At 30.8% G+C, this 13,710-nt stretch carries 11 protein-coding genes; all 11 read right to left on the bottom strand.

What is annotated here, in order from left to right:
- Positions 1-13: 13 nt before the first annotated feature.
- The 11 genes from CLOPA_RS18465 to CLOPA_RS18515 all read right to left on the bottom strand — a co-directional run bounded on the left by CLOPA_RS18465 (position 14) and on the right by CLOPA_RS18515 (position 13,651).
- Positions 14-514 carry a PTS sugar transporter subunit IIB gene (locus tag CLOPA_RS18465; protein ID WP_015616948.1) on the bottom strand — a complete coding sequence of 167 codons (501 nt, stop codon included), beginning with the start codon at positions 512-514 and terminating at the stop codon, positions 14-16.
- 19 nt (positions 515-533) lie between these two features.
- Positions 534-956 carry a PTS sugar transporter subunit IIA gene (locus CLOPA_RS18470; RefSeq protein ID WP_015616949.1) on the bottom strand — a complete coding sequence of 141 codons (423 nt, stop codon included), beginning with the start codon at positions 954-956 and terminating at the stop codon, positions 534-536.
- A gap of 422 nt (positions 957-1,378) precedes the next feature.
- Positions 1,379-3,052, bottom strand: a complete 1,674-nt coding sequence (locus CLOPA_RS18475; RefSeq protein ID WP_015616950.1) for an alpha-glucosidase — start codon at positions 3,050-3,052, stop codon at positions 1,379-1,381.
- Positions 3,053-3,250: 198 nt separating this feature from the next.
- Positions 3,251-4,201, bottom strand: a complete 951-nt coding sequence (locus tag CLOPA_RS18480) for an ROK family protein (RefSeq protein ID WP_015616951.1) — start codon at positions 4,199-4,201, stop codon at positions 3,251-3,253.
- A gap of 212 nt (positions 4,202-4,413) precedes the next feature.
- On the bottom strand, positions 4,414-6,099 hold the full coding sequence (locus tag CLOPA_RS18485; protein ID WP_015616952.1) for a glycoside hydrolase family 13 protein: 1,686 nt from the start codon (positions 6,097-6,099) through the stop codon (positions 4,414-4,416).
- A 153-nt stretch (positions 6,100-6,252) separates the two neighbouring features.
- Positions 6,253-7,077 (bottom strand): carbohydrate ABC transporter permease, encoded by an 825-nt coding sequence (locus tag CLOPA_RS18490; RefSeq protein WP_015616953.1) that lies wholly within the window; start codon positions 7,075-7,077, stop codon positions 6,253-6,255.
- The gene (locus tag CLOPA_RS18495) at positions 7,074-7,937 is read right to left on the bottom strand and encodes a carbohydrate ABC transporter permease (RefSeq protein WP_015616954.1); all 864 of its coding nucleotides are present in this window, start codon (positions 7,935-7,937) and stop codon (positions 7,074-7,076) included. The genes CLOPA_RS18490 and CLOPA_RS18495 overlap by 4 nt, the downstream gene beginning before the upstream one ends.
- Before the next feature lie 96 nt (positions 7,938-8,033).
- On the bottom strand, positions 8,034-9,278 hold the full coding sequence (locus CLOPA_RS18500; protein WP_015616955.1) for an ABC transporter substrate-binding protein: 1,245 nt from the start codon (positions 9,276-9,278) through the stop codon (positions 8,034-8,036).
- A gap of 414 nt (positions 9,279-9,692) precedes the next feature.
- On the bottom strand, positions 9,693-10,700 hold the full coding sequence (locus tag CLOPA_RS18505) for a LacI family DNA-binding transcriptional regulator (protein ID WP_015616956.1): 1,008 nt from the start codon (positions 10,698-10,700) through the stop codon (positions 9,693-9,695).
- A gap of 224 nt (positions 10,701-10,924) precedes the next feature.
- Complete coding sequence (locus CLOPA_RS18510) at positions 10,925-12,604, bottom strand: glycoside hydrolase family 13 protein (protein WP_015616957.1); 1,680 nt, start codon at positions 12,602-12,604, stop codon at positions 10,925-10,927.
- Between the two features lie 165 nt (positions 12,605-12,769).
- A complete protein-coding gene (locus CLOPA_RS18515; RefSeq protein ID WP_015616958.1) occupies positions 12,770-13,651 on the bottom strand; it encodes a carbohydrate ABC transporter permease in 882 nt (293 codons plus the stop codon).
- Positions 13,652-13,710: the final 59 nt, after the last annotated feature.

Consider the following 13,710-nt stretch of genomic DNA (forward strand, 5'->3'; position numbering starts at 1 on the left):
CCTTCGATAGCTTTTATAAATTCAGCTTTTTAATAATATCTTTCATTGGTTTCCGTTCTTCAGAAGGAACCACCTGTAAACTAGTGTTTGGATCAATCTCAATTAGCTTTTTCAGGGAATCGATTTCATCCTTTGTAAGCATAACAGTTGAACTTACCATTGTTTTTTCAGATGCATCAACTCCATCAAATCTTCCCACATTACCTATATTAATATATTCTATATTTTCCGTACTTTCACGAATTTTTAAGGCATCTTTGATAGTTCTAGTTAACAGTAAAATTCTCATTTTTGCTGCTTTAGGATTATTAACTACACCTATTGCATCATCCACAGACTTTACAAGCAATTTTATATTATTGGGTACTGCCATTTTTAATGTCATCTTTTGCATTTCATCTTGTGCTGATGCATCGTTTGCTACAACAATTCCTTGAACCTTTAATTCTTTTGACCATGTCAATGCGACCTGTCCATGTATTAATCTATCATCTACTCTTAATGCTACTATCATTTTTCATACCTCCATTTATTTATCCTTCTAAAAAATCTTCATCACTTTTATCGTTTACATTAACTTCCACTAAATTCATCTGACTTCGGCTTTCTTCAATAATCTCACTTAGTCTCTCTTTAGTTACTAATTCTGTCTCCATTATTACTGTTAAGATAACAGGAAGATTAAAACCAGAGACAATGAATACATCTAATTTTGATGCATATGCTACAATTTTTTGATTAACACTGCCACCTAGAATATCAGTAAAAACAAACACCTCTTCTTCTGGTTTAATGCTGTCGAAAAATTTTGCAATGCTGTCGTTTACATCCTCACCCTCTTTATCAACATAGGCATTGATACATGTAATATCTGCCATTCTACCTACTAAAAGTTCAATGGTGCTTTTAGCACCACTAGCTAAAGTTCCATGAGTTGCAATTAATATCTTTTTCACTTTTCTGTACTCCTTTCCATTTATATTAATTTTAATAATTTTTAACTTACACTTTAATATAAAGCAAATCTCGTGCCAAAATTTTTAGACATTAAGAATTGCTCTAAATATGACGACTTCTGCTGCATTATTATGTATTTTGTATATTAAACTTAAACACTTTAAAAAGTAAAAACTATATCTGTCTAAAAAAACTATTTTTAAAGAAAAACTTTTAGACACTATTGTATTTGTGTCTAATCATCTAATAAATTTGTATTAGAATATAAACACAGTAATTTATTATTTTTCAATAGCTTTAATATCTCCAGAATTTTTTAAAATCAAAACATAGAAAAAGCCCCTGAAATCACTATAGAGTGACTTAGAAGGCTTTAATGAAAGTGAAAATTTAAAAAATTTTTCATTATAAATAGAAAAAATTAGTTATTAATTTCTAAAACAATAGATTGATATAGACGTAATTCCAAGCTTTCTTTATCAAGTATAATTTCCTTATAATTGTTCAATAATACATTTTTTATATTCTCTTTAAATTTTATAGTAGAAGACTTATTAACACAATTATTTATAATTAGTATTCTTTGTTTCTCATTTCTTCTTTCATATGCAATTACTCCATCATATTGTTCAAATATTGGAATAGTATCTCCATAAATTAAAACTTCTTTATAGTCTTTACTTTTACGCAGTTTTATTAATCTCTTGTAATAAGTCAATAAAGAATTTTCTTTATCTTCTTGTTCTTTAATATTAATGTGTTTATAATTTGGATTTATTTCAAACCATGGAGTTCCAGTGGTAAATCCTGCATTTTCGTCATCGCTCCATTGAAGAGGAGTTCTACTGTGTTCTCTGCATTCCACATTTATTCTCTTTAAAGCTTCCTCTTCTGTTAATCCTTTACCTAAATATGTTTTATAATTTTGATGTGTAGCTAAATCTAAAAATTCATCTATGGATTTTTTAGGAAAATCTGTCATGCCAATTTCCTGTCCTTGATAGATAAAAGGAATACCTCTTAAGAAAAAATACATAGTTGCTAACATTGATTCACTATAAAAACCAACTTCTTTCTCCGGTATGAATCTATTTGCTGCTCTAGGCAAATCATGATTCTCAATGAAATTAGATAAAAACCCATATTTAACTGATCCCAGTTGCTTTTCAAATAGCTTATCCCTTATTTCCTTCAACATTTCTACAGGCTTATCTTTCCACTCCTCATCATTTACATGATAAAGTGTATGACAAAAGTCAAAAACTGTGGAAAAGCATCCATTTTCTCCAATGAAATCTACCAGTCTATCTACTTCTTTTACATCTGTTTCGCCTACTGTCATGCTGCCATAGATTTTGAATGTCTTTTCGTTTAATTCATCTAAAAACACTTCAATTCCCTTTACATTTCTATGGTATTCCCAAGCACCTACTAAGCCATCTGGAGCATCAGCAGGTAAATTAACATAAGAAAAGTCTTTCTTAATATGGGCGATTGCATCTATTCTAAATCCAGCTAAACCCTTTTTTAGCCAGTAATTCACCATTTTATATAATTCATTACGCAGCTCTTCATTTTCCCAGTTTAAATCTGGCTGCCCCTTAGTAAATAAATGCAAGTAGTATTTATTTGTATCTCCAATTCTCTCCCATGCACTTCCTCCAAAAATGGAACGCCAGTTATTCGGAGGGGTACCATCTTTTCCTTCTTTTATTATATAATAATCTGCATATTTGCTATCCAAATCTTCCAGGGCTTTCTGAAACCAGATATGCTTATCTGAAGTATGATTAATTACAAGATCCATTAAAATCTTAATATCTCTTTTTTCTGCTTCTTTTAAAAGAAGTTCCATATCATCCATGTTTCCAAAGGAAGGATCAATATCATAGTAATTTGAAATATCGTATCCGTGATCTACCATAGGTGACTTGTATATTGGACAAATCCAAATAACGTTAATACCCAAATCTTTCAAATAATCTAAACGATCTATAATTCCCTTTATATCACCAATCCCATCTCCATTTGAATCCTGAAAACTTTTAGGATAAATTTGATATACTATGGAATCCTGCCACCATTTTTTTATCATTTTTGTCCCCCTTCTGTTAAATTAAATTTTACATATTAACAAAGTCTAAAGCTTTATAAGGTCTAAAAGATACTTCATTGTTTGATATATCAAATGAAATCACAATTTGAAATCAGTACTTTTTTTATTGTATAGGCATACATTTCTCGGCTATTTTCAAGAATTAAATTGTAAATACCATATACTAATTATAAATTATTACTTACTCTCAATAACTGCCAGTGCCACTGCACCCATTACACCTGCGTCTGTTCCAAGTCCAGCTGGTACAATCTTGCAGGATTCAGCCATAGCTTTAAAGCATCTTGTATTCACCACTTCTTTAACCTTTTCAAACACTATATTCCCCCCCTTTGAAACTCCTCCACCAATGACAACCATTTCAGGATCAAAGGTAACAATAAGGTTTGCCACACATATCCCTAAATAATTAAGACTTTTGTCCAGTATTTCAGAAGCAACCTTGTCTCCTTTTTTTGCCTCTAAGAAAACTTCATAGGAGGTTACATCATCATAATTCTTTAAGGAAGTAGGTTCTCCTCCTAAAACTGCTTCTTTTCCTCTTTTACCTATGGCAGTTCCTGATGCCAGTGCCTCTGCACAGCCATAATTACCACAATTACATCTAGGCCCATCCTTTTCCAGAGTCATATGTCCAATTTCCAGAGCATTGCTGGTATTTCCTCTGTAAACCTGTCCATTGAGAACGGCGCCACCGCCAATTCCAGTACTTACTGTAACAAAAACCATATTTTTTGTACCTTGTCCTGCTCCAAATACAAATTCTCCAACAGCCGCAACGTTTCCATCATTATCAAGATAGGTAGGAACTCCAAACTTATCCTTTATAGGATCTACTAATTTAAAATTCTTAAAAGGCAGATTTGGCGTTGTTATTATTATTCCATTTTTAGCATCCAGCGGTCCTGGTGAACCAATTCCAATAGCTTTAATGTCTTCGGAAGTTTTATTTCCATCATTTAAGACTTTGTCAACAACCTTAATTACTCTTTCCAGTACTGCAGTCTCTCCTTCAAAAGCATTAGTTGGAAGGGTATATTGACTTAATACGTTTCCATCCACATCTGACAAAGCTCCGCTGATTTTAGTTCCCCCTAAATCAATTCCTATAACATACTTTTTTCCCATTTATCATCCACTCCATATACACAAATATTTTTTAGGCATCTCAATTTAAAGATGTCTTAAGCTTATATAATCTAATATACATTATAATTGCATCAATTTAAAATAGAAATTATCTTGAATTATTTGTAGCATTTCACAAATGTAGTGAATTGGTAAAATTTACACCCCTGGGGTGTAAATTTTACCAGAAGTTAGTTCGCAACTTCTAACTATTACAAATTAAAATTAATTTTGTATACTCTTGCTTCATAAGGTCTTAGTTTTATATTATTCAGATTGTCATCCTCCACCTGATAATTGCTTATTAACAATTTAACTTCCTTATTCTCAAGCTTTTCATCAACCTTAAATTGTACTTTTTCTCCATAAAAATTTAATACAACTAACAATTTTTCACCATTATAGCTTCTAGTATATGCAAATATATTCTCGTTTTCTTTATCTATGAGTTCTAAGTCACCATACACTATTATTTTGTTTTCTTTTCTGAGCTTAATTAGTTTCTGATAATAGTAGAATACTGAATTTTTATCTTCCAATGCCTGCTCTACATTTATTTCTTTATAATTCGGATTTACAGCAATCCAAGGGTTTCCCTCTGTAAAGCCTGAATTATCAGAAGAGTCCCATTGCATAGGAGTTCTGGCATTATCTCTGCCCTTTGCGTATATTGCCTTCATCAATACGTCTTTATCTATTCCCTGTTCTGATTTTTCTTTAAACATATTAATAATTTCAATGTCTCTATAATCTTCTATATTTTTAAATTCTACATTTGTCATTCCTATTTCTTCACCTTGATATACATAGGGAGTTCCCTGCCATGTATGCAGAAATGTAGCCAGCATTTTTGCGGATTCTACTCTATATTCTTTGTCATTACCAAAGCGAGATACCAATCTTGGCTGATCGTGATTATTTAAAAACAGAGAATTCCAACCTTTATCTTTTAAGCCGTCATACCATTTATACATTATATTTTTAAAGGTAGTTAATTTCCAAGGCACAATATCCCACTTGCCTTTGATTCCAGAATCTATATCCATAAGTTCAAATTGAAATAACATATTTAATTCATTCCTATCGTTATTCACATAAAGCTGTGCAATTTCAGGATTTACTCCAGGAGTTTCACCTACAGTCATAATATCATAATTACTTAATACCTCTTTATTCATTTCCTGCAAATATTCATGTACTCTTGGTCCATTAGCAGTGAAGGGAAATACATCTCCATACAAAGCTCCATTTACTTTCTCACCATCAGGCAGACTTGGTACCTTTGAAATTAAGTTTATAACATCCATTCTGAATCCATCTATACCTTGATCAAGCCAAAATTTCATCATATCATAAACTTCATTACGAACTTTTTTATTTTCCCAGTTTAAATCTGGCTGCTTTGTGGAGAATAGGTGAAGATAATATTGTTCTGTAGTCTCATCATATTTCCAAGAAGATCCGCTAAAAAATGAGCCCCAGTTATTTGGTGGATTGCCTTCCTTGCCATCTTTCCATATATAATAATCTCTATATTTATTGTCTTTGGATTTTCTGCTCTCTGCAAACCAATGATGTTCATCTGAAGTATGATTTACTACTAAATCCATTATTAATTTAAGACCTCTTGAGTGCATTTCCCTAAGCAGTTCTTTAAAATCCTCTTCTGTTCCAAATTCAGTCATTATTTTTCTGTAATCACTAATATCATAACCATTATCATCATTTGGCGATCTATAAATTGGACATAGCCATACAATATTGACTCCTAAATTTTTTAAATAATCAAGCTTTTCTATAATTCCACTTAAATCTCCTATTCCATCCCCATTGGAATCCTTAAAACTCCTTGGATATATTTGATAGACTACTCCTTCTTTCCACCATGTTTTATTCATTTTATTATTTCCCCCTCTTAATATAATTTCTATTTTCTAATGCCTTCTCTACATTTTTAATTGCAATTTATTTCTTTCGTTTAAATATATTAATTCTATAAAACATATTTAAAATTTAAATCCCCTTATACTATCTTGTATTTTTAAACTCTGTTATTTTACAGCCCCTGTAGTAATACCGTCTCTGATCCATCTTTGTGCAAATATATACACTATAAGTAGTGGTAATAATGCCAGTAGATATGAAGCAAATGCCAAGTTATAGTTAGTAGCAAATTGTGATTTAAATACGTATTGAACTAAAGGTAATGTTGCCATACTAGGTTTACTTAAAAGTATAAGCGGCATTAAGAAGTCATTCCATGTCCATAAACAAGTGGTTATGGCAACGGTGGCATTTATAGGCTTTAACAATGGAAATATAACATATCTAAATATTTGAAAGGTGGTGGCTCCATCTATTATTGCAGCTTCTTCAAGAGCTGCAGGTATGGATTTAATATAACCTGTATAAAGAAAAATATTAAAAGGTAATCCAAATACAGCATATATGAGTATAATACCGATTATATTATCCATATGAAGACTACTTGCCTGCTTAACAAGTGGAAGCATTATTATTGGGAATGGTACAAACATAGCACTTACAAAATAATAATAGATACCACTAAAAAATTTCTTGTTTCTATTTCTAGCTATGGCATATGCAACTAGAGAATTAGAAAGTATTGTTAAAATCAATACACAAACTGTTATTATAAGACTATTTTTAAATGCTCCAAAGAAATTTGTCATTTCAATAGCCTTTGAAAAATTCTCAAAATGAAACTTTTCAGGAAATGATAGAGGGTTTGGAATCATCTGTTCAGGCGATTTTATAGCTATTAGAACTGTAATGCATAATGGTAGTATTATAGTTATAATAGCAACAACTATTAATATTATAGTTGAAATCCAATTTGTATCTTTTCTCCTCATAATACTTTCTCCTCTCTTTTTTCAAGCACTCTAAGCTGAAATAATGATATGGCTACAATTACAATAAAATAAATAACAGCGTTAGCAGACTGATAAGCAAAGCTTCCCTGGTTAAAGCCACCATTATATATTACATAAGATATAGATTGAGTAGCACCGCCAGGACCTCCACCTGTCATTGCAACCACCTGATCAAATACCATAAGAAAATTCTTCATACACAAAACCATATTTATAGTAAAAAATGGAGCTATGAGAGGAAAGATTATATCCTTAAATCTATGCCAGTTATTGGCTCCATCAATTTCAGCAGCTTCATATACTTCATTATCAATAGTTTGAAGTCCAGATATATATATTATGGTATTGAATGCAATAGCTTGCCAAGCAGCAACAAATACTATTCCCATCCATGCAAGATTTTCATCACCTAATATGTTTTTACTAAGAGCTGCCATGTGTAAGGATTGTCCTATATTGGGTATTATATGTGCAAATATAAAATTGAATATAAATGCCACTATTAAAGCTCCTAATATATTTGGTATAAAATATAATGCCTTCAAAGTGTTTTTAAACTTAATCTTTGAATTTAATCCTACTGCTATTAAAAGGCTTAATATATTTACTATAATAGTAGTTAAAATTGCAAACTTAAAAGTGAAAACATACGCATTAAAAACATTACTATCATGAAATACTGAAATGTAATTCTTAAATCCTACAAAACTCCAACTTCCAAATCCCTTATAATTAGTAAAACTATAAAATACACCTTTTAAAAGTGCCATTGTATGAAATATAAAAAATAATACAACTGCTGGTATAGTCATCATATAAAAAGCTTTTTTACTTTTCATTTTTTCACCTTCCTATTGTTAAAATTTACATATAATTATTTTTACAGTAGTGTATTTAAAAATTATAATAGTCTATAAGCTGATTTTGCACTCTGTTTATCTATTATTAGCTTTATCATATTCTGTATCTAGTTTTTTTAGAAATTGTGTTTTATTCTTTTGACTATATAGACCTTGAACTAAACTTGCTCCATCAAAAGCTAATGGGTAATAATGGTCAGGAAATCCTGCAATTTTTCCATCAGTGAGACTCTTTTGAATATCTGCAACACTTGAATCCTGCTGTTCTACACCTTTAACAGCTGAAAAGGCAAACTGATCTTTTATATATCTACTGACATTTTCATTTTTAACCATATATGCTATAAATTTTTTTGCTTCGGCCTGATGCGGAGACTGCTTGGATATAGCAAATGCTACGTCAACACCTGATGTTACATTATTTTTAGATGAATCATTACTAGCAGGTAATGTAAACATGCCTAATTTGATATTAGGATTTCCCTTTTTAATTTCACTAATAGCCCAGTTTCCCTGTATATACATAAATGCTTTTCCCTGTGCAAAAGCTGCATTACAATCATCATAAGATACACCTAAAATATCATTTTCACCATTACTTCCTATTTGCAGCATTTTATCTGTTATTTCACCGTGTGTAGCTGCAAATGTAGTTTTTCCATCTTTTCTATCTTTCAAGAAATTATTGAGTTGTAAATTACTAGCCAAGGTATTCCATATATTCATTCCTGTCCAGGAATCTTTTAATGTTAGGTAAAATGGTGTTCCTCCACTAGCTTTAATCTTTTTACATACCTCAATAAGTTCATCCCAAGTTTTCGGTACTTTTAGCCCAAGCTTTGTAAACAAATCTTTATTATATATAACACCACTTGCATTTGTAGCGTAAGGTATAGCGTAAACTTTATTATCAGGCTTTTCTTCTAACTGTTTTAACATATCTAGATAGGATTTATCTATTTGTTTTGTAAAACTTTCATTAGTTAAATCAGAAAGCATATCTGCATCTGCAAGTTGACCATAATTAACAGCATCTCCACCTAAACCCATCACATCAGGTACATCATTTTTTGTAAGCCTTGTCTTTAAAACTGTTGCTGGATCTGCTGGTGAAGAAAGGGTAATCTCAATATTAGGATTTTGTTTATTAAAATCATCAATTATTGTTTGGAGAATATTTTTATTTTCAGGTTTAGTTGAAAATACTTCTAATTGCACTTTTCCATTATCCGCAGAACTTGTACCACAGCCACTCAATAATGTTGAGCTCATTATCAGAGTAATACCTATAGTTAGTAATAATCTTAATTTCTTATTCATTTTTACCCTCCTATATTTAGGCATATTCAAATAAATAACTAGTCAGTATGCTAGTCTATTTTATTTCCCTGTATTATTGAAAATAGACCCATATATTTAACTTACTATTTATTCTCACATGTCTTATGTAAATAATAAATTCTCTTAATATAGAAGATTTATTATTTCAATCTTGTAAATTACCTTACAGCTTAATAAGTGATAGTAAATTTGTGCACTACAAATTATATTAATCGTTTACGTAAAACATACAATTTATTGCATAGTTAATATTAAATCGTATATGCTAATTATTTAATAAAAAATAGCTGCTGCATTTTGTAAAGATTTTACATTAAAAACACTGCACTAGTATAGTAAAAATTAGTTTATAACTTTTTATAGTTAATCGTTTACTTATAGAATAAAGACTTACTATATGTTTTTTACAGTGTCTCTTTCAACTATTTTAAAAGGCATAATTACGCTTTTAACCTCAGCGCTTGAAGTTATTTTCTCAATGATCATTTTCACAGATTTTTGCCCCATTTCATATAGAGGTTGCGCTAATGTGGTTAGAGCTGGATAGCACATCTCTGCCGCTTGTGTATTATCATAACCTATGATAGAAATATCATCTGGTACTTTTAATCCTCTCTTATGGGCCACTGAAAGAGCTCCCACTGCAATATCATCACAGGCAGCAAAAATTGCTGTGAATTTTTCCTTCTTCTTTAAAAGTTCTTCCATACTTGTAATACCATCCTTGAAACTAAAGCCATTGTGCTTTATGAGATTTTTTCTTATTTCAAGCTTATTATCCTCTAAAGCCCTAACAAATCCTTCTAAACGTGGAAGTCCAGCTATAAGATCCGATTTTTTTCCTCCCAGCATAGCTATCTTCTTATGACCATTTTTAATTAGGTATTCCACAGCTGCATAGGAGGCTTTGTAATCATCCACTTTAATGTAAGGTACAGAATAACCCTCATATAATGTAGAAATAAGAACAACTGGAATATTAACTCCTATTATTTTTTCTATTAAACTCTTTTCAGGAGGCAAACTACAGACAATTATTCCATCTACCTGTCTTTCTATCATTACTTTTATATATTCCTCAGTTCTTTTACCATTATCCCCTACATTACATATTATTACGCTATAGCCATTAATATGTGCGGCATCTTCTATTCCGCTTAAAATTTCTATATAGAAGTTAGTACTTACTTTAGGAAGCAACACTCCAATAGTATGAGTGCTTTTCATCTTTAAATTTCTAGCAATATCGTTTCTTTGGTAACCGATTTCATTAATTACCTGCATAACTTTTTTTCGAGTTTCTTCAGAATAACCTTCTAAGTCATTTAATATCCTGGAAACTGTAGCTACAGATACATTTGATTTTTTAGCTACATCTTTGATTGTTGGCTTGTTAATCATCTATTTCACCTCCTCGAGTAAACGTTTAACATAATTTTATAATACTCCTTTTTTTTACTAATGTCTATACTTGTTAAAAAAATTATTTATTTAATGTTTCTGGCTCATATTGTGTATAAGCAGCTAAATAATTAATTAAATAAGAAAACACTATTAGAAGAATATTATTAAAAAACAAGCGGTTAATAACTGTTAACGTGACTAGTTATTAACCGCTTACAAAATTAATACTTATATACTCTGGCTTCGTAAGGTCTTAAACTGATATTATCCGCAAGTTTTTCTTCTGGATAATTAGATATTAACATTTTTGCTTCTTTTCCTTTTAATTCTTTTGGTATTTCAAAATTCATAATATACTTGGAAAAATTACATATTATCAATAATTTATCATTATTAAAACTTCTTATATAAGCATAAATATTTTCGTCCTCTGGTGATAATAATTCGTAGTCACCATATATAATAATTTCATGCTCCTTACGAAGAGAAATTAACTTTTTATAGTAATTATAAACAGAATTTTCGTCATTTACTTGAGCCTTTGCATTAATTTTCTTATAATTATCATTGACTTTTATCCAAGGAGTTCCTGTTGTAAATCCAGCATTTTCTGTATCATCCCACTGCATAGGAGTTCTAGCATTGTCACGGCTTACATGATAGATATAATCCATCATAATTTCCGGTTGTAATCCCCTATTATTAACATTTTCATTGTAAGTATTAATTGTTTCAATATCTCTATAATTATCAATCGATTTAAACCTTACATTGGTCATTCCCAATTCTTCTCCTTGATACACATAAGGAGTACCTTGCAGCATATGAAGACATGTTCCAAGCATTTTTGCAGATACCTCTCTATACTGATGTGAATCGTCCCCAAAACGGGATACTGCTCTTGGCTGATCATGGTTGCTCCAAAATAAACAATTCCACGCTTCTCCTTTTAATCCTTTTTGCCATTTATCAAAAACTTTTTTAAGTTCTAAAAGTGAGAATCGCTTATTGCTCCATTTTCCATGTTCTCCATTTGTAAGATCCATATGTTCAAATTGAAATACTGTATCTAATTCCCCACTATCATATCCTGCATATTTTTTTGCTTCTTCTATGGTAACACCTGTGGCTTCTCCAACAGTCATAATATCATATTTAGATAATACCCTTTCGTTCATTTCTTTCAAATAATCGTGGACATTTGGGCCATGAATACAATAGGGTGCTAAATCTCCATACAAACCACCATGAGTATCCCCGTCTGGTAATTCTTTAACCTTAGAAATGAGACTTATAACATCCATGCGGAAACCATCGATACCTTTATCAAGCCACCAGGTCATCATACTAAACACTTCATCTCGAACTTTAGGATTATCCCAATTCAAGTCTGGCTGTTTTTTTGCGAAGATATGTAAATAATACATATCACTTGCATTGTCATATTCCCACGCTTTTCCTCCAAACCATGAGCCCCAATTATTAGGTTCCACGCCAGCTTTACTTTTTCTCCAGATATAATATTCACGATATGGATTATCTATGGATTTTTTACTTTCAATAAACCATTTATGTTCATCCGAAGTATGATTTACAACTAAATCCATAATTATTTTAATGCCTCTTTTATGTGCTTCACTAAGTAATTCGTCAAAATCATGCATTGTTCCGAAATCATCCATTATATCCTGATAATCACTAATATCGTATCCATTGTCCTCATTAGGTGACTTATATATAGGGGATAACCATACCATTGTAACTCCCAGATCTTTCAGATAATCCAATTTTTCAATAATACCTCTTAAATCTCCGATTCCGTCTCCATTGCTATCCTTAAAACTTCTTGGATATATTTGATATACAACACTTTCTTTCCACCAAACTTTTTCTTGATTCATCTCTTCTCCTGCCTTTCCGTTATATATAGATAAATTTATTCTATTCTATTTTTTCAGCGTATAAATGCATAAATTTCATTTTCTATTTTTTGTTTTTAATGCTAGAGTAACTTTTATTTATAATAGTATTAAAATAGAGGTATACAAACATGCCTAAGAACTTTTTTACTCTTTTACAGAGCCAATAACCATACCTTTTATAAAATATTTCTGTAGAAATGGATAGATTATTAATAACGGAATAGTGGATACAACAATTTTTGCTGCATTCAATGTTTTATTAGAGATATTGGCAACACTTTGCAGTTGTGATGCATCTGTAATCTTAGTAACATCTACATTTAACTGTTGTATATATGTTTGTAATGGGTAATTAGAAGCTTTATTTATATATAATAATCCTGAGAAAAAATCATTCCAATGACCTACTATACTAAAAAGTGCAATAGTTGCTAATGCAGGAAGGGAAATGGGAAGATAAATCTGAAACAATATTTTCCACTTACTGCATCCATCGATTTCTGCTGCTTCCTCTAAGGATTTTGGTATACTTTTGAAAAAATTCATTAATAGAATTGTATTAAAAACATTAACCGCACCAGGTAAAACTAAAGACCAAATGGTATCAAGCAAATGTAAATTTTTAACTGTAATAAAGATAGGTATCATACCACCAGAAAATAACATTGCAAATATCATGAGATTCATATAAATATTTCTTCCTTTGAATTCCCGGTTTGTCTTTGCTAAAGGATATGCCATTAAAATTGATAATATTAAATTTAGCGCTGTACCAAGAATAACCCTCTCCACAGATATACCAAAGGAACGCCAAAATTGTGATTCTTGCAATAAGTTTTTATAAGAATCAAGTGTAAAGCCAACTGGAAGCAGTCCAACCATATTGCCTGCTGCAGCTGATTTACTGCTAAAAGAAATAACAACCATATTTATTAATGGAAAAAGACAAATTGCTGTCATCAGCAGAATAACAAGCCATATACAAATATCTGCTAATCTACTTTGAAAACTTTTTGATTTTAACATAATAATTCCCCCTCTAGAGTATCAGTATTGTCAAAAATTTTACCTTCCTTTAGTTTTTC

The sequence above is a fragment of the Clostridium pasteurianum BC1 genome (assembly GCF_000389635.1).
Taxonomy (GTDB): domain Bacteria; phylum Bacillota; class Clostridia; order Clostridiales; family Clostridiaceae; genus Clostridium_I; species Clostridium_I pasteurianum_A.